We start from the raw sequence: 17,146 nt of genomic DNA, 5'->3' as shown, positions 1-17,146 counted from the left end.
ATTATTTGTCTAATTTTGTGAAGTAGTACATTATTTAGTACCTATTCTTTCTCTTGTTTTTACAAAACTCTGAGCAAGCCTATTCAAACAAGCCATAATAATCCGCGATGGTCATCTTGGCTTTCTCGTCTTTGTTTAAGTCCTGAATAATCCGCCCATCTTTCATAACGATTAGTCGGTTGCCGTATTTGAGGGCATCCTCCATGTGATGGGTAATCATGAGGGCTGTTAGGAGGTCACGACTGACAAACTCATTGGTCAGCTCCATCAAGGCTACACTGGTCTTAGGATCCAGTGCTGCAGTATGCTCATCCAGAAGCAAAAGCTCTGGTCGCTTGAGCGTTGCCATGAGCAGGCTCAAAGCCTGTCTTTGCCCGCCAGAGAGAAATTCAATCGGCGTATCCAGATGCTTATCCAGACCATTACCGATTTTCTCAATCGTCGCCTGAAACTCTTCCCTATAACTGTTGAGCCCACGGGGCACCAAGCCACGCTTTTCACCTCGGAATTTGGCAATGAGAAGATTTTCCGCCACTGTCATCCGCGGAGCCGTTCCCATCTTAGGATCCTGAAAGACACGGGACAGGTACTTGGCCCGCTTTTCTGGTGAAAAATGAGTGACATTTTCCCCCAAGATATGAATGCTGCCGCTGGTTAGGGGGAGAGTTCCGGCAATGACATTGAACAGGGTTGACTTTCCTGCACCGTTTCCACCTAAAATTGTAATAAAATCATGCTCGTGAATGTCTAAAGAAACATCATTTAGGATGATTTTTTCTTCATCAAAGCCGCTCTTTACAAGCTTGGTTGCATTTCTTAATTCTACAATCGCTGTCATTTGCTTAACTTGGCTCCTTTAAAGAATTTATTTTTCAGGGTTGGAATCATGAGACAGACGGCCAGAATTACCGCACTGTAGAGACGGAGATAGTTGGTATTAAAGCCGAGAGCAATGACACCCCAGATCAAGAACTGATAGGCAATCGCACCAACCACAATGGTAATCAGCCGCTCTGCCAAGGTCAGACTCTGGAAGAGTACCTCGCCAATGATAAGACTGGCCAGACCAACTACGATTACTCCAATCCCGCGGGAAACATCTGCATAGCCTTCCTGCTGGGCAATCAGCGCTCCAGCCAGAGCAATCAATCCGTTTGATAGAATCAGTCCCATCAACTCCATGCGGCCAGTATTGATCCCAAAACTGCGAGCCATGTCCGGATTATCTCCAGTCGCGATATAAGCCTGCCCTAGCTTAGTATCCAAGAAAAAGAGCAGGGCTGCAATCACCAGACTGACAAAAATCAAACCAGTCAAGAGGTCATTGACTTCCCCTGAAAAGGGCAGAATATCCTGAATTTTACTGCTGCCTAAAAGCCCCAGATTGGCACGACCCATCAACATCAGCATGATGGAGTGGCAGGAAGTCATGACCAAAATCCCAGAAAGTAAGGTCGGAATTTTCCCCTTTGTATAGAGTAGACCTGTCACGGCACCCGCAGCACAGCCCGCTAAAACAGCCGCTACTGTTGCTAGAAAAGGATTGACTCCCTTGGTAATCAAGGTAACAGCCACCGCCCCGCCCAAGGGGAAGGAGCCTTCTGTCGTCATATCAGGAAAGCCCAGAATCCGGAAGGTCATAAAAATACCTAGACCTAGGACGGCCCAAACCAATCCCTGAGAAATAATGGAAAGAATCATAACATTATCCTAACTAATTAAAATCGTTTCTCTATTTTAACATAAAAAAGGAGCCAATTTCAATGCTGATGCGCAGACAAAGAAATTGACTTCCCAACTATTCCTCAACAACTGTCATTCGACCAGTATCTACATCATAAACCGCACCTGAGATTTTTACATCAGCTGGGATCAGCGGCGACTGCCGCAGCAAGGCCATATCCTCACGCACACTTTCCTCTACATCTGTAAATGGCAAAAAGTCCTGTTCGCTGACATCGACACCTAGCTCTTTATGAAGATAGGCCGTAAAATCCTCATTCTTAAAGGTCTGTGCCCCGCAGTCTGTATGATGCAAAACTACGATTTCCCGCGTTCCTAGCTGCTGCTGGGAAATAACCAGCGAGCGAATCATGTCCTCCGTCACCCGACCGCCGGCATTGCGCAAGATATGGGCGTCTCCTAGTGCCAGTCCTAGAGCCTGAGCCACGTGGAGCCTAGAGTCCATGCAGGTCACGATTGCTACCTTGGTCTTGGGCTTGATCGGCAGATGTGCTGTCCCATGCAAATCTACATAAGCTTTATTGGCCTTCATAAAGTTTTCAAAATATGACATTTTGACTCCTGACTAATTATATTATTTGATGTTCAAACGAATTAACCTTATCATACTAGGTTTTGGCTTTAGAACTTCCCTAACTTCAAAAAAGAGAGAACCTATATGAACTGCTCTCTGTGCTAGCTTTTATCACCCACTACAGTTGACAAAGAGCCGTGAGTTATAACTTCTTAAAGTAGCGAGCAACGGGCCATTGTTCAAAACCAAAGTTCTCATAGGTTTTACGAGCCGGTGCATGACCTAGATCACCACCCGTCTCAACCATGACCATTTCCATTCCTTTTTGTTTAATCTGATCACAAGCATAGGTCATGAGCGCTTTTCCAATACCTTGACGCTGATATCTTGGAGCAACAGCTAGGATATAAATCTCACCCATCTTATCCTCAGGGTGCAAGCGAATGTGAATCCATCCGACTAATTCTTCCTCCAGAAAAGCTAACCAGGCAAACTGACTCTCTTCATTTAAGACTGCTGTTAGATCATTGATTTGCCTTTTTTCCCACCCTTGAGGATAAAAATTATCATAAACAAACTTAGGAACTCCTTTTTCCATTTTTGGAAAAACTGGAGACCAAGCTTGAATTGATAATTCTAAAACAGCCTCTTTATCCAATTTCTGATAAGGTTTTATAGTAATTGTCACTTTATTCTCCTAACGTTTCTTTAATCCGCCAAAAATGCCACGAACGAGTTCGCATCCGATGGTGCTAACAGCTAAATCATAAAGGCGGCCGTTGCCTTTTCAAGGCTTGATTGGCCTTCATAAAGTTTTCAAAATATGACATTCTTTCCCCTTACTGGTACTTTGATATTCAAATAATTTTATATTATCTTACCATCTTTTCTACTATTTGTCAGTTCTCGGCTTTGTTACAAAAAATAGGACAGTCAAACCCAGCATCTAATCTGGTTTTCTGTCCTAGTTTTATTTGTTATGAGCTTCTTGGAATATACTTGCTGAGTGAGCCTGCAAAGGTTTGAAGATTGAGACTTTGCACATAGACTTCACCAGTACCTTGGAAGGTGTTGACCACTCCTTCTCCCGTTCCGATAGACTGCCAGAAGCCATTTTCCAGATGAATATTGTAGTTCAAAGACTGGCTCCAAGCTACTACATGGGCATTGTCAATTGTTACTTCTTGGTTATGAAGCTCAATTTTCTTAATAGATCCAAAGGCATTAGCCAAAAGAGTGCCCTGTCCTTGGGTCGTCATAACGAAGAGACCGCCTTGACCGCCAAAGAGAGCCTTGCCAACAGACTGGCGCTCCATGGTATAGTAAGCCGTACCATCAAGAGCTAGAAAGGCGCCGTCATTAAGTCGATATTGCTTTTCGCCTAGCTGAAGAGGAATGACTTGGCCAGGAGAATCTGGCGCCAAAGCAAGGTAGCCATTATCAGACTGGGCAACAGCCTGAGTAATAAAGGTACTTTCACCAGAAACCATTGACCGCCCTACAGCCTTGACAAAACGTCCCAAGCCAGAACCACTGGCATTGAGCTGGGTATTCAGGGTCACATTCGGCGTGTGGTAGACCATGCTACCACGCTGGATAAAGACGGTTTCTCCTTGATTGAGCGACAACTCAACCAAGGGAAACTGCATATTACTGTCCATAGAAAATCGCATAAGAAATGCCTCCTTCTTATTATGACTTGATTATAACATTTTCATATATTTTGGACAAAGGAAAACTCAAGCATCAAAAAAGAAGAGACTGCCTGAGTCTCTCCTAGAAATTTTCAAGAATTGTCAATATGCAGGTGTGGGCGAAGAACATTTGCAAAGGTTTCAATATTGAGACTTTGGATGTAAATTTCCCCAGTTCCATAGAAGGTATTAACCACTCCTTCACCAGTCCCCATGGACTGCCATAAACCATTTTCTAAATGAATATCATATTCCAACTCTCGGCTCCATGCTACTACGTGGGCATTGTCAATCGTTATCCTATCATTATGCAGCTCTACCTTTTGAATCGAGCCAAAGGAATTTACCAAGAGTGTCCCCTGACCTTGGGTACTCATCACATAAAAGCCTCCTTGGCCACCAAAGAGAGCTCGACCTACCGACTGCGTCTCCAAAGTATAAGAGGCAGAGCCATCCATAGCCAGAAAAGCCCCATCATTAAGGCGGTATTGCTTTTCACCTAGTTCCAGAGCAACAATCTGACCAGGTACATTAGGTGCTAAGGCTAGACGACCGTTATTTGATTGAGCAGTTGCTTCAGTGATAAACACTCCTTCGCCAGAAGCCATAGAACGGCCCACAGCTTGGATTGCCTTGCCAAAGATTGATTGAGACTCTGCATTCACTTTGGCATTCAAGACAACGTTGGGAGTGTGGTATATCATGCTCCCGGTCTGAATACGAACAGACTCTGATACATCTAAGGCAATCTCCGCTAAGGGAAATTGAGCATTGTTGGTAATAGAAACATTCATACGATGATCTACCATGGTTGATTATCCTCCTAAAAAATCTGGAAAAACAACTTATAGGAAATTCCAGATAAATCCTTTTTTTCTAGCAATATTATAGCACGCACAACAACTTTTCGCAATACTACTTTAATCAAGAAAATACCTTCTTTAAAACTTCCCCAATCGTCGTCACACCAATGACTTGGATATTGTCTGGAACTTTGAGGCCGTTCAGAGAGTTTTTAGGAACGTAGACTTTAGTGAAGCCCAGCTTTGCTGCTTCGTTGATGCGCTGCTCGATGCGATTAACCCGGCGAATTTCTCCAGTCAGGCCAATTTCACCGATAAAGCACTCTTGAGGATTGGTAGGCAGATCCTTGTAGCTGGAAGCAATGGCGACCGCTACTGCCAAATCAATGGCTGGCTCATCTAGCTTGACACCACCAGCTGATTTGAGGTAGGCGTCTTGATTTTGCAGGAGGAGCCCTGCCCGTTTTTCCAGAACCGCCATGATAAGGCTGGCTCGGTTAAAGTCCAGTCCAGTCGTGGTTCGCTTGGCATTGCCAAACATGGTCGGTGTCACCAAAGCCTGCACCTCTGCCAAAATCGGCCGCGTTCCTTCCATAGTCACGACGATAGATGAACCTGTCGCGCCGTCCAGACGCTCTTCCAGAAAGACTTCACTTGGATTGACAACCTCAACTAGCCCGCCAGATTGCATCTCAAAAATACCAATCTCATTGGTTGAGCCAAAGCGGTTCTTGACTGCTCTCAAGATACGGAAAGTGTGCTGACGTTCGCCCTCAAAATAAAGCACGGTATCCACCATGTGCTCTAGCGTTCGAGGACCAGCTAAGGTTCCTTCCTTGGTCATGTGACCAACGATAAAGGTCGCGATATTATTGGTCTTGGCCAGCTGCATGAGCTCGGCTGTCACCTCTCGGACTTGAGAGACGGAGCCTTGGACACTGGAAATTTCCGGCGACATAACTGTCTGAATGGAGTCAATAATCAGAAAATCCGGCTTAATCTTTTCAATCTCTGTGCGGATATTTTGCATATTGGTCTCGGCGTAGAGATAAAATTCACTGTCAATATCACCGAGGCGTTCCGCCCGCAGCTTAATCTGCTCAGCTGATTCCTCCCCGCTGACATAGAGAACGGTGCCCTGATGAGAAAGCTGAGTGGATACCTGCAATAGCAGGGTGGACTTCCCGATACCAGGATCTCCACCAATCAGAACCAGACTGCCAGGCACGACTCCACCACCCAGCACACGGTTGAACTCATCCATTTCCGTCTTGGTCCGATTGACATCAATCGAAGTGACCTCAGCCAGCTTCATGGGCCGGGTCTTTTCGCCTGTCAAGGAAACACGGGCATGCTTGACCTCTGCAGCCTCTACTTCCTCAACGAAAGAAGACCAAGAGCCACAGTTAGGACAGCGGCCTAGGTACTTGGGCGAATGATATTCACAATTTTGACAGACAAAGGTCGTTTTTTTCTTAACGATGGTGATTCTCCTTATTTTCTAATAATCCAAACAAAAGTAGATAAGATCTGACACACCTGCTCTATATTAGTAAAGCCAGCCTCTTCCAGCATGTCTGCAACTTCTTGAGGCGAGAGGGAATTCATCACACCAGCTTGATTCTCATAAGTACGCTGAACTTGTTGCTGATTAGCTCCTAGCTCTGAAGCAAGTGTTTTCCAATAGCCCAGTTGCTGGTTGGAAAAAAAGCTAAGAATCAGAAGGCCATCTTCACTTAAAGAATCATAAATTTTTCGAAGAAATAAGCTGGGATTTTCAACAAACTGCAATACTAGCAAGCAAGAACAAATCTGATAAGCAGAAGGCAGCACTGCTTCTTCAAACCGACTATTAAGATACTCCGCTTGAGGCAGATGAGCCTGTCTTTTAAGCTCTTGTAGCATCGCCTCACTTGGCTCTACTACCGTCAATCCGGCCTTAGGAAATAAGGATGCCAAACCATTCAGCTCATCCGTCTGGCTTGCCAAAGCTAACACCTTATCGACTTTTAAACTGGGTGCTAACCTAAGCAATACTCCTCGGAAAATCACATCTAGCATCACATCATAGCCTGGAATTTTCTGACGAATTTCTGTTGCATAGTCCTTGTTCTTAAATTCTTTCATATTTTCTTCTATCTCAAAATCCTTTTATTAAGATTCTTTTTACAACGAAACATTAAAACTTCAGTTCACATTCAACAAACTGGCAAAAATCAATCTGCTGATCAGCTACAAACTGGCGGATGAGCATGCGATGGGCTACAAGAGCTACCGTCTCGTAGTCTCTGTATTTGCTTAAGGCACTGAAAAAGCGGGCTTTCATCTGCTCAGCCGTTTCATACCGGACAGGACTTCCTGCAGGAAGAGAACCATTATTCTCAAAAAATAACTTCCGAGCCTGCTCAAACTTTTCTGTCCCACTCTCATATACCTGCCATTCATGCAGAAAAGGTTCCACAAAAAGCGGTAGTTGGCGGTCTCGAATCAGATAGGAGGCCGTCTCCAAAGCCCGCGTCACAGAAGAGGAAATCAGAATTTCCGCCTGTTCCAGCAAAGGATTAGCAGCGGCCTCTGTCGCCATCCGACGACCAGCAGCCGACAAGGGTGCCAAATCTAGTCTAAATCCAGTATAGCCGGCCTCTTCCAAAAGTGAATAATCTGGCTCTCCGTGACGGATAAAAATGATTTTCATACTAATGTCCTGTCGACCCAAATCCACCGGTCCGCACACCTTCCGCTTCATCTCCATCAGCAATCAGAAATGGTGCAAAGACAGCCTGCACTACACGTTCGCCAACTTCAAGGACGACTTCCTGATCCGTGATATTCTTCATTTGGGCAAAGATATGGCCTTCGTTTCCAGGATTGCTATAGTAGTCGCCATCAATAACCCCAACGGAGTTAATCAAGACTAGGCCTTTTTTACGAGGATTGGACGAGCGATCGTAAAGATAAAGCACCTCGCTCGGCTGCATATAGGCCTTGACACCAGTCGGAACCAGCTTAATCTCCCCTGGCGCAATGAGGGTGCGCTCTGCCACTTTCAAGTCGTAGCCAGCTGCGTGAGCTGTCTCTCTCTTTGGCAATAAATCTTCATTTGTAAAGCTGGAAACCAGCTCGAATCCGCGGATTTTCGTCATATTTTCTTTTATTATCCTTTCAAACGTTGATTTAATAAGGTTTATAACCCTTGTAAATAAGTTGTTTTATAAAATTGTTCACCTTTTTGTGGACTTATAGACTATTTATAGCTTTTTCATAATATGAAACAGCTTCTTTCTCTTTGTCCTTGGAGAGGTGACTATACACATCTAAGGTCATGGATATATTAGAATGTCCTAACCTATATTGCAACTCCTTGTAGCTGATACCAGCATTAAGCAATAAACTAGCGTGAGTATGGCGGAAAGCGTGACAAGTGAAACGTGGGATGCCTAATGTCTCGCAACGCTTATCAATAATCTGTTGGAGAGAATGCCTTGGCAGATACTCTCTAACCGTAGTGGCAAAGACAACAGACGGAGCTTGAGCCCCAACTTCTAAGAACATTAGGCGCTGACGATTCTGGTACTGCCTCAGCATCAGCGCAGTTTTGGAATCTATGCTTATCTTTCGAGTACCTGCTTTTGTCTTTGTTTCCCCTATCATCCGAATTTCTTGGCTGTAGGTTTTACTGATTGTGATTGTCTTTTCCTTTAGGTCAATATCCGACCATTCCAGGGCCGCCAACTCTCCAATGCGGCAGCCTGTGGCCAGTAGTAACTTAAAGACCACAAAGCGGTAATAATGCTTATAGCTCTTTGTAGATAGCTTTTCAGCGTAATCGATAAACGCCTTTAAGTTATCTGGCTCTATGAACTTAACAGCTTCTCTGCCTTTCTTTTGCTTCTTAGGCAGAATCACATCACGCGCAGGGTTAGAGGTCAACAGTTGCAAAGTTACTCCATGCTGCAGTATTCTTCTGTTAATTGAGTTAATCTCCTTAAAATTTACAAGTTTAGGAGCTAGCTCGTTTATAAACTCCTGAATGCTGCTAGGCGTTATCTTGTCTATCTTCATACTCCCAAACTCAGGGATAAGATGATGATTAACTTGTCTCCTAGTTACTGCAAAAGTTTGCGGTCTAACTGTAAGCTTGTGACTTTCTAGCCATAGGGCAGCAAGCTCTTTGTAGGTCTTAACCTGTACCGTCTTTTTGACTCTCGATCCATGAGTTTTAAAATCAAACTGCGCGTGCTGGGCTTTGCTCTTAACCTCTTTTCTTGTCCGTCCAGTGATACTAGTCTTTACTTTCTTACCTGTTACCTGATCCACTCCCAGATAAACACTTGCTCGGTACACTTTGCTACCGTCTTTCTTTTTGACTTCTACTATTTTCATGATATACCTTTCCATCAGCAGGCAAGCTATTATTAAAAAGGTTTTAGATTGAATTAGGTTTATATCATGCGAGAAGCTACGATACAGCCTCTTTATTCGATTTTAAAAGGTCGGTCAATAAAATATACCAGAGATAAAAACAAGGGGCTTAAAAGAGGTTATATTGAGTTTTAAGATATAGTGCTATTCTCCTGATAAGATTTCGAGCTTGTCTTTTTTATCGTTTATTCTTTCTTCCATTATGGCAATTTTCTCTTGATAGTCATTGACTTTGGAAAGGTCGCTATTCCTGTCATTCACATAGTAGTTAATCTCGTTTTGGATTTCTTGTGCAGAAGCAGGGGCGTTGAATGAATTGAAAAAGTCAATCATTTTCTTGCAGTATTTAGCGTGCGCTTTGTAATATTTCAATTCCATCCGGTACAGTTCCAATTCAAAATGCTCTTTATTCCAATTTGGAAAGTCAATATCAAGATTGGTCGGATACTGTTTCACAGAATGAATTTCCCACAACGCTTTGTACTTCTCATATAACTCTTGTCCTTTTTCTGTCAGTAAGGTTCTATCTCCTACATCAGCAATTAGACCTTTTGACTTGAAAATGCGAGTTAGTTTCTCTGCGTTTAAATTATAGTCAGAAAAGAAATACTTTGGAATAGAGACAGTCGATTTTCTTCCGTTCTTTGGTTTTCCCCACCAGACTAACAAAAGCAGTTCTCTAAGTTTAAAATTTTCATCAGTAACATAAGTATCACTATAATTTGGGAAAGTATGATCTCGGCCGTATATTTTAGAAATATCAGGGTCGCTGCTCAAAAGTCTATAATACTCTGGAGTGTAATAGTCTATTCCCCTAATACTATAACTGCTGGGTGCTATCTTATCCCGTTTACCAAACAGTGCGCTAAAAAATCCCATAATAACCTCCTAATGCCCATCAACGAATTTCAGATACTCTTCTTGTATCATGACTTCGTCGGTGGTTGTTTTAATTATTTTGTACAAAAGTAGTCCAGCGCTAAAACTGGCTCATTCTCTCCCTTTCGTCATCTAGTGACTGCTGCAATAAGTTGGCCAGCCCTTGGATATTTTGATTGGCTAAAAGCTCCATATACTCCGCCCTGTCATCCTTACTGATAATGACCGGAGAACCTAGGTACTTCATGGCTAAGTACATCAGAACCAAGCGGCCAGTACGCCCATTCCCATCACTAAAAGGGTGAATACGCTCGAACTGGATATGAGTATCAGCCAGTATTTCTACTATCTCACGCTCACTCTTTGCCGCATCTAGTCTATAAGCTGTATTGTCCGCCCATTGAGTCATCAAAAAAGGCGTTTCCTCTGGTGAAGCTGTCTTAAATTCAGCCCCTATGATAGCATTCTGAACAGCTTTAAACTGCCCTCTATCGTGCTGCAGGCGGTCTGTCAATAGCGCATGGAAATCTTGCACCAGCCCTACAGTCAAAGGAGCGTTATTAGCCAAGCAATCTAGCAACAAAGAAAAAGCCTGCTTGTGGTTCTCTATCTCGTAGAACTCTCTAATACTCTTGTGCTTCCCTGGCAGGGTGCTTTCTAAGATGATGCTGACCGTTTCGGGAAGAGATATAGTATTCCCCTCAATCCCACTGGAATGATAGGCCATACGGATCAGAATATCATCCAGATAATCTTGTTTATAGGTCATTTAGTTTCCTTTCTGTCTTTAGTGTGTTTGATATAGCTGACTTGTTTAAGTTTTAGAAATCACGCGCATTATTGTTGATATTGTGGCGCGTGGGTTAGTTGCTAAAGTGTTCCTCAGTATTTTAGATCATTTAAGTGTTTTTGAATAAGCAAACGTTTCTCAAACAACATATCAATAAACGCTAAAATTTCATGGTCTAATCGGTTTAGAGCTTCTTTTTCAGCATCAGAATATTCCTTTTTGCTTTCAATCTGAAAAAATACATTTTTTAAGTTGTAAAGAAACTCTCCTAGCCCCTCGTTTTGGATAACGTTATCTATTTGCTCTGCAATATCGTTGTTTTTGGCATAATCGGAAAGATCTTGAATTTCTTTGATAATAGCTTTTTTGGCTTTAGTTATTTGTTTTTCTTTTTCTTCATCATTGTAACCAAGCAAATAACCAACACCAACCCTGAAGAAGTTAGCTAGTTGCTGGGCTTTATCTAGTTTGATTTGGTTTACACCATTTTCCCAGTTTTGAATGGTTCGATAAGACACTCCGATTTTTTTCGCTAGCGCTTGTTGTGATAAGCCTTCTTTTTGTCGTATTTCTTTTATTCTATTCATAATAGTGTACCTTTCTTAAGCATTATATCATAGCACCGAAAAAAAGTACAACACAACATAAATAACGCTTGACAACGAAAAAATAAAGTGCTATTATACCATTATGCACCGAGAAAAGGTGCTATTAGATAAAAACACGGAGGAACTACAATGCAAAATAACATGCGTGTATTGCTGGCCAAAAAGCGCGAAAAGGTTTCACACGTTGCAAAGGCGACAGGGTTATCTAAAAGTGCCCTGACTGCCTTGTACTATGAACGTACTAAACGCCCAGATATAGAAACTTTACAAAAGGTCGCTAACTATCTAGGAGTTACACTTGACGAACTACTAACACCAGAGGAATAGTCAGGAGGGAAATCATGAACCTAGTCTACATGGACGGTAAGAAAGAGCCGTACACTACAAGCGAGATAATCGCTGAATGTGCTGAGGTACAACACCACACTGTAACACGCCTACTAAGAAATCACAAAGAGCGATTTACGGCGTTTGGATTTTATGGATTTGAAATCCATAAATTAGACGGAAAAGGACGACCTAAAAAGGTCTATCGTTTAAATGAGCAACAAGCTACACTACTAATCACTTACTTAGAGAACACACCGCAAGTTGTTGAGTTCAAGACAAACCTAGTCAAAGCATTCTTTGAAATGCGGGACGAGCTAGCAAAGTTCAAGCTGCAGCGTGCTTTAGAAAAGCCTAAACGAAAAACCTTACACGATAGTATAGAGACATGGCCAGTCGCTCCTAAGCATCCTCACAGTACAATAAACAATCTACTGCTCAAAGGCGCTAGTGGAATGAATAAAAAGCAACTAGTGGAAGCGCGTGGCGGTCTTACAGGTATTGACAGCTTAACCAGTACCGATCTAGTCAGATACCAAGCTTTGGAAGATATGGCTATCGCCATGATTGGCTTAAACATGAGCTATCAGGATATCAAGTCTATGGTATTCAGACCAAAAGAAAACGCACCACAAGGCGCGTGAGAGCAACAAAAAAGCCTTAACAGACGACCAAATCAGCAAGGCTTTCAACACTATCACCAAAACAAATTAACAAGCAGGCAAGCTGTTATTAAAAGGGTTTTAGTAAAGATTTTATAGCTAAATTATAACATAGGCTATTGAAAAATGCTACCGCAGAGAGCAGGCATCTCTAACTGCCAAACAATTCAAAAAGGATAAAGCTATGATCCAAGAAATTGACATGACGCCAGGGCAAGCAATCGTCTTTGTATTGCTTTTGCTTTTCCTAATCTGGAAGCTATGGCATCTAAAAGGCTCTCAGAGCTCACCAGCGCCCCTCAGAGCGACGAAAAACACTCAGACGGTAGAATATACCACCGAGGAACTAAACCCCGAATACGGGGCTTATATTCAACTTGCCGGACGCAAGTACAACTAAAGGAGACAAGAACATGGAAATCTCAATCTTTGACCACAACAAACTAAATCGTAACGCATTTTACGTTAAAGAACTAGACGTGCTTTTTGTAGCTGATACAGTTAGCGAAGAAGAAAAACAATCACTTATCCAACAATGCGGAAAATAAGCACTATAAAAGCGAGGAACAAGAAAATGGCCGATAAATTCGAACCAAACAACAATATTCTCAGTTTCTCTGAGTATATGAAAGAGCTACAAGAACAGAAAAAGAGCCAAACAAAGTCCAAGAATGATGAATCATTCAGCAGTATGGTTTGTGAGTTTGCTGTTAGGACTAATGCCGATATAGGCAGAATCATTGGAATTTTGGAAGAGCAACAGAAAACCATCCACAGAATGGCTAAGGAAATTGAAAACCTGAAACAAAATAAAAGCGAGGTGTGAAATGACACAGACAACTATGCCAGAGAATTATAAGCGAGTTCTCAATCTAATCAAGGTTGGGGGTGAGAATGCCATTACAGGCGCTGAGATTGCTAAAATTTTGAAAATCGAAAAGCGAGCCGTCCAAGAGATTATCAGTCACTTAATAACTCGATACAAGATTCCGATTATCGGAGCTCGTCTTATCCCTCACAGTGGCTACTATATCCCAGCCAGTAAGGCAGAACTGATAAACGGGGTCAAACCTTTGAAAAACCAAGTACAAAAAGAACAAGTCCGCCTTAACGTGCTCTTAAATGCCGATTTAGAGAGCTATAAGGCCTTTCTGAATAGGGGGTAATAGTTATTGTTCAGTCTGAGTAAAGAAAGCGAAAATAGCTTAAATCAGGGCATTCTAAAGTTAGTTGCTGACTTTCTAAAAGTCAGTAAACAGCCCACACCTAGACAGCTAGGACTAATGACACCCCGACAGATTAAAGAGGAACTAGGTATCACAGCCCGGACACTGCAGCGCTGGGAGCGTGCCGGATTGAGACGCTATCAGCCACCAGTAGAGGACACACGAAAAGTCTTTTACAGAGTAAGCGATATTCTAATATTTTTGGGGGTGGAACATGGCTAAAACAAAAGTATATTTTTGGCTAAAAGTCGATAAAAAGTTTTTTGATAATATTTTTATTAAAAAGCTTAAAAACATAGCCGGCGGCTATACTATGACGGTTATTTATATCCGTTTAATGCTTGAAAGCTTAGAAAGTGACTGTATTTTATATTATGAGGGATACTTCAACGATCTTGCGGAAGAATTAGCCTTAAAACTTGATGTGTCAGAAGATGATATACGGATGACGCTTAGCTATTTCACACAGTGCGGACTTATTCAAGTTGATAGTGATAGCAATGCAGAGATGGCACAGGCTAAAGCCTTGGTACAACAGGAAACTAACCAAGCTGCCTATATGCGACAATACCGTAAAGAACAGAAAGAAAAGAAGAACAATCTTACAATGTTATCCGAAAATCTTACAACGTTAACTACGTGTAAGACAGAGATAGAGAAAGAGATAGATATAGAGAAAGAGATAGAGTTAGAGTCAGAAGAAAGAGATAGAGAAAAAATATCTGCTTCTGCTGAAATCTCTAAATATTATCAATCTAGAATTGGAGTTATTGACGGAGTACAATATCAACAACTAATGGACTACCACACGCAAGATAAGCTAGAACTAGATTTAATTAAACTAGCTATTGATAAAGCTGCTGACAATGGTAAACGCTCCTTTGGTTATGTCAATACTATCTTGAAGAACTGGACTCAAAACGGTATAAAGACCGTTGCACAGCAAGACGAAGAACAACAGCGCTATATAGCTGATAAAGGACACGCGCAGAAAACAGCAAGCATTACTGATCCATTTGGTGGAAATCTAGGCTAAGAGGTGAAAAAATGGAATCATTAAACCACAGCAAAGAGGATTTTGAACTTGATTTTATGGAACCAGACAATCAAAACCTAATAGCTACTATACGACGCAATGCCAATCTCGAAGCCTATCGAGTATTTGAAAGAGATAGTACGGTGACAAATGAAATTTTGAATGCCACTTTTGAGAATTTCAAAGCTGAGACTCCAAAAGAGAAAGCAGCAAAAGATTTTGCCATAAAACAAGCCAAACAATACTTAGACGGTATGCGAGGAAATACTATCATTACTGGCCCGCCAGGAGTAGGCAAAAGCCACTTGTGCTACTCCCTTGCTCGAGCAATCAACGAGGGCTACCATAGCAAAGAGGATTCTAAGCGCGTGTTATTTGTCAGCATTGCTGAGATAGTCACACGCATACAGTCAGGATGGCAAGATAAAATAAGCGACTTTACAGAAGATGATGCTGTTAAGCTGCTTACTTCTGTTGACTATCTTTTCATTGATGACTTAGGAACAGAAAGCGCCATGACTTCTCAAAAACGAGAAGCTAATAACTGGGTGCAGACTTTTCTTTTCAAAATCTTTGACAAGCGAGAAACAACAATCATCAACACAAATCATACTGGTAAAGAGCTAGCACAAATCTACAATCCTAAGCTAGTCAGTCGGATTGGCAAACGGTCAGAGGGGAATGTATTCACTATGGCCGGTATCACAGACAAACGCATGAAGAGGAATTTTTAATCAAAGAAACGGAGACAAAGAAATGACTGAAACACTAAATCAAATCAAAGCTGAATTGACAGCGATTGTTGCAAACAAAAACCAAGAATGCGATAGATTGCGCCAGCAAATAGAGTCGCTATCTAAAGACATAAAGGAAAAGGAAGCAGAGAAGGAAGAAGCAGAAAGAAAAACTGACTATAAAATCTTGTCTGAAAAAACAGAGGAACAGTGGCACTTAAAGCAGACTCAGAAGCTTCTTAATGATAAACTCAAGAAATTGGAGTCTACTCAGGAAATCACATCCGAAGAATGCAAAGAATATCAAGATAGGATTCATGCCGCAGCAAGAGAAGAGAGTGAGAAGCTGATTGAAAAGGCTAAACCGCTGTACAATTCATTACGTGAACTATCAGCAAAATCAGGAGAAATTTATAATCAGTTTGATGAAATGACAAGACTCCTGACCTATGACATTATGAACACTCCATCTATCCCATCCCCGCCTCTTGATAGTTATCGCGGCAGATCTATTGCAGGAATAAAAGATGTACTTGATTTCGTTCAATTTGAAGAACTGAAGAAATAAGGAGACAGACAAAATGACACTAAAAACTATTTCAGAGAAAGCAAAAACATTTACATTTACTCACTCTTTCGCAGACTGTCAGACAGCCCAAACAGCAGGTCGCGCGCTACTGGGATATATGACTGGAACATATTGCCAGCCTGTAATCTCAATAACCTACAAGGATAAAGGCATGCTAGTAGCTGAGTATGTGGAGGATAACAAGCTAAACGAGACTTTCAAGCGTATTTGTGACAGCTTCAAAGACTATTACAAGCAACCTGAGGAGGAGCTTAAGGGATAGCGGGAGAAGATAAACATGGAAATACAAGAAGGCTTTATTTATTTTAGAAATTATGGTAGAATAAAACTGTTAGAGATCCCGAAGTTTGGAAGCGTAACGCTAAAAATACAAGATGGCGAGATTGTCTCCAGCGTGGAGTCTGAAACAACACAATATAAAAAAGAATACTGACTGAAAAAATCAGAGGTATAGCATAAAGTAGAGTAATCTATTTTGGCTATGCCTCTTTTGTTTTTGGAAAGGATGGAGGAAAAAGAAATGCCAACATTGCAAGAAGTAAAAAACCAGATGGACAAAGTACGGACTCAATTAGAGATTTTTGATCGCTTTGATGAGGAAATTGAGAAAGTAGAGAAAGAAGTCAAGGCTATTAAATCCAAGAAAGCGGATGTACAAACATTTGAAGATTTTCAAGCTATTAATGCAAAAGAAAAGTATATTGCTGATATGAAAGAACAAAGAACAAAACTTGAGAAAGAACGGATTGACTCAATCGTAGCAGACGCTAGAAAAATCAATGCCTCAGGTTATTTAGAAACAGCATTAGAGCAAGATGAAACAGTGAAGCGTCAGCGTCAAGAAATCAAAGAGAAATCTATTGAGCTTTTGGAATTGATCGCGAATTATAACGAAAATTACAAAAATACTGCTAAAAGATTGGCAGACGAAGTAAGAGAAACAGGTATTGAAGAATTATTTGACCGCCTGAATACGTCACCAGAATATAGCGGAGTAAGTAAGCCTTATATCTACAGTGGTATAGCTTGTTACATGGGCAATCAACACCGCTATTTAGATCCAAAAGATGATTTGGCGTATTTTGTGAATCGTGTTAACAGTTTTGAAGGAGAATAATA

At 41.7% G+C, this 17,146-nt stretch carries 26 protein-coding genes and 1 pseudogene; 13 read left to right on the top strand and 14 right to left on the bottom strand.

What is annotated here, in order from left to right; all coding sequences use genetic code 11:
• Nucleotides 1–79: 79 nt before the first annotated feature.
• The 14 genes from RSK81_RS01210 to RSK81_RS01145 form a co-directional block, all read right to left on the bottom strand.
• Entirely contained in the window at nt 80–838 is a 759-nt protein-coding gene (locus RSK81_RS01210) for an ABC transporter ATP-binding protein (RefSeq protein WP_315687146.1), read from the bottom strand.
• Nucleotides 835–1,701: an ABC transporter permease gene (locus RSK81_RS01205; protein WP_315687145.1), complete on the bottom strand. Its 867-nt coding sequence runs from the start codon at nt 1,699–1,701 to the stop codon at nt 835–837. Before RSK81_RS01205 ends, RSK81_RS01210 begins: the two co-directional genes overlap by 4 nt.
• A 97-nt stretch (nt 1,702–1,798) precedes the next feature.
• The gene (locus RSK81_RS01200; protein WP_315687142.1) at nt 1,799–2,296 is read right to left on the bottom strand and encodes a carbonic anhydrase; all 498 of its coding nucleotides are present in this window, start codon (nt 2,294–2,296) and stop codon (nt 1,799–1,801) included.
• 163 nt (nt 2,297–2,459) lie between these two features.
• On the bottom strand, nt 2,460–2,945 hold the full coding sequence (locus RSK81_RS01195) for a GNAT family N-acetyltransferase (RefSeq protein WP_002893940.1): 486 nt from the start codon (nt 2,943–2,945) through the stop codon (nt 2,460–2,462).
• 289 nt (nt 2,946–3,234) lie between these two features.
• A complete protein-coding gene (locus tag RSK81_RS01190; RefSeq protein ID WP_002899169.1) occupies nt 3,235–3,930 on the bottom strand; it encodes a TIGR00266 family protein in 696 nt (231 codons plus the stop codon).
• Between the two features lie 113 nt (nt 3,931–4,043).
• Nucleotides 4,044–4,760 (bottom strand): TIGR00266 family protein, encoded by a 717-nt coding sequence (locus RSK81_RS01185; RefSeq protein ID WP_315687139.1) that lies wholly within the window; start codon nt 4,758–4,760, stop codon nt 4,044–4,046.
• 115 nt (nt 4,761–4,875) lie between these two features.
• Nucleotides 4,876–6,243, bottom strand: coding sequence for a DNA repair protein RadA (gene radA, locus RSK81_RS01180; RefSeq protein ID WP_080555828.1), 1,368 nt, complete (start codon nt 6,241–6,243; stop codon nt 4,876–4,878).
• Between the two features lie 5 nt (nt 6,244–6,248).
• On the bottom strand, nt 6,249–6,881 hold the full coding sequence (locus tag RSK81_RS01175; RefSeq protein WP_315687137.1) for a methyltransferase domain-containing protein: 633 nt from the start codon (nt 6,879–6,881) through the stop codon (nt 6,249–6,251).
• Between the two features lie 52 nt (nt 6,882–6,933).
• Nucleotides 6,934–7,449, bottom strand: a complete 516-nt coding sequence (locus tag RSK81_RS01170) for a histidine phosphatase family protein (RefSeq protein ID WP_315687135.1) — start codon at nt 7,447–7,449, stop codon at nt 6,934–6,936.
• Nucleotide 7,450: 1 nt separating this feature from the next.
• Nucleotides 7,451–7,897 (bottom strand): dUTP diphosphatase, encoded by a 447-nt coding sequence (locus tag RSK81_RS01165; protein WP_315687132.1) that lies wholly within the window; start codon nt 7,895–7,897, stop codon nt 7,451–7,453.
• Between the two features lie 94 nt (nt 7,898–7,991).
• On the bottom strand, nt 7,992–9,137 hold the full coding sequence (locus RSK81_RS01160; protein WP_315687130.1) for a tyrosine-type recombinase/integrase: 1,146 nt from the start codon (nt 9,135–9,137) through the stop codon (nt 7,992–7,994).
• 183 nt (nt 9,138–9,320) lie between these two features.
• Complete coding sequence (locus RSK81_RS01155) at nt 9,321–10,055, bottom strand: hypothetical protein (protein WP_315687129.1); 735 nt, start codon at nt 10,053–10,055, stop codon at nt 9,321–9,323.
• Between the two features lie 100 nt (nt 10,056–10,155).
• Entirely contained in the window at nt 10,156–10,824 is a 669-nt protein-coding gene (locus RSK81_RS01150) for a Fic family protein (RefSeq protein ID WP_315687128.1), read from the bottom strand.
• Nucleotides 10,825–10,937: 113 nt separating this feature from the next.
• The gene (locus RSK81_RS01145; protein WP_315687127.1) at nt 10,938–11,432 is read right to left on the bottom strand and encodes a helix-turn-helix domain-containing protein; all 495 of its coding nucleotides are present in this window, start codon (nt 11,430–11,432) and stop codon (nt 10,938–10,940) included.
• Between the two features lie 150 nt (nt 11,433–11,582).
• On the opposite strand from RSK81_RS01145, the gene RSK81_RS01140 reads away from it, so the two are divergent.
• The 13 genes and pseudogenes from RSK81_RS01140 (at nt 11,583) to RSK81_RS01080 (ending at nt 17,144) form a co-directional block, all read left to right on the top strand.
• Nucleotides 11,583–11,780 (top strand): helix-turn-helix domain-containing protein, encoded by a 198-nt coding sequence (locus RSK81_RS01140; RefSeq protein ID WP_315687126.1) that lies wholly within the window; start codon nt 11,583–11,585, stop codon nt 11,778–11,780.
• Between the two features lie 14 nt (nt 11,781–11,794).
• Entirely contained in the window at nt 11,795–12,424 is a 630-nt protein-coding gene (locus RSK81_RS01135; protein ID WP_315687125.1) for a Rha family transcriptional regulator, read from the top strand.
• Between the two features lie 202 nt (nt 12,425–12,626).
• The gene (locus RSK81_RS01130; protein WP_315687122.1) at nt 12,627–12,842 is read left to right on the top strand and encodes a hypothetical protein; all 216 of its coding nucleotides are present in this window, start codon (nt 12,627–12,629) and stop codon (nt 12,840–12,842) included.
• Nucleotides 12,843–12,855: 13 nt separating this feature from the next.
• Nucleotides 12,856–12,990 (top strand): hypothetical protein, encoded by a 135-nt coding sequence (locus tag RSK81_RS01125; RefSeq protein ID WP_260425629.1) that lies wholly within the window; start codon nt 12,856–12,858, stop codon nt 12,988–12,990.
• A gap of 26 nt (nt 12,991–13,016) precedes the next feature.
• On the top strand, nt 13,017–13,268 hold the full coding sequence (locus tag RSK81_RS01120) for a hypothetical protein (protein WP_315687120.1): 252 nt from the start codon (nt 13,017–13,019) through the stop codon (nt 13,266–13,268).
• A 1-nt stretch (nt 13,269) separates the two neighbouring features.
• The gene (locus RSK81_RS01115; protein ID WP_061589313.1) at nt 13,270–13,608 is read left to right on the top strand and encodes a hypothetical protein; all 339 of its coding nucleotides are present in this window, start codon (nt 13,270–13,272) and stop codon (nt 13,606–13,608) included.
• A gap of 6 nt (nt 13,609–13,614) precedes the next feature.
• The gene (locus RSK81_RS01110) at nt 13,615–13,890 is read left to right on the top strand and encodes a MerR family transcriptional regulator (RefSeq protein ID WP_315687119.1); all 276 of its coding nucleotides are present in this window, start codon (nt 13,615–13,617) and stop codon (nt 13,888–13,890) included.
• A complete protein-coding gene (locus RSK81_RS01105) occupies nt 13,883–14,704 on the top strand; it encodes a DnaD domain protein (RefSeq protein ID WP_315687118.1) in 822 nt (273 codons plus the stop codon). The genes RSK81_RS01110 and RSK81_RS01105 overlap by 8 nt, the downstream gene beginning before the upstream one ends.
• A gap of 11 nt (nt 14,705–14,715) precedes the next feature.
• On the top strand, nt 14,716–15,438 hold the full coding sequence (locus RSK81_RS01100) for an ATP-binding protein (protein WP_315687116.1): 723 nt from the start codon (nt 14,716–14,718) through the stop codon (nt 15,436–15,438).
• Nucleotides 15,439–15,460: 22 nt separating this feature from the next.
• Nucleotides 15,461–16,006 carry a hypothetical protein gene (locus tag RSK81_RS01095; RefSeq protein WP_002913032.1) on the top strand — a complete coding sequence of 182 codons (546 nt, stop codon included), beginning with the start codon at nt 15,461–15,463 and terminating at the stop codon, nt 16,004–16,006.
• A gap of 13 nt (nt 16,007–16,019) precedes the next feature.
• Nucleotides 16,020–16,268, top strand: a pseudogene (locus RSK81_RS01090) (hypothetical protein); the annotation flags it as partial.
• 36 nt (nt 16,269–16,304) lie between these two features.
• Nucleotides 16,305–16,460 carry a DUF2292 domain-containing protein gene (locus RSK81_RS01085; protein ID WP_315687113.1) on the top strand — a complete coding sequence of 52 codons (156 nt, stop codon included), beginning with the start codon at nt 16,305–16,307 and terminating at the stop codon, nt 16,458–16,460.
• Nucleotides 16,461–16,547: 87 nt separating this feature from the next.
• Nucleotides 16,548–17,144, top strand: coding sequence for a hypothetical protein (locus RSK81_RS01080; RefSeq protein ID WP_315687112.1), 597 nt, complete (start codon nt 16,548–16,550; stop codon nt 17,142–17,144).
• Nucleotides 17,145–17,146 lie beyond the last annotated feature (2 nt).

Origin of the sequence: Streptococcus sp. DTU_2020_1000888_1_SI_GRL_NUU_041A, assembly GCF_032387735.1 — a bacterium.
Classification (GTDB): Bacteria; Bacillota; Bacilli; order Lactobacillales; family Streptococcaceae; genus Streptococcus; species Streptococcus sanguinis.
This window is presented reverse-complemented; position numbering and strand designations above follow the sequence as displayed.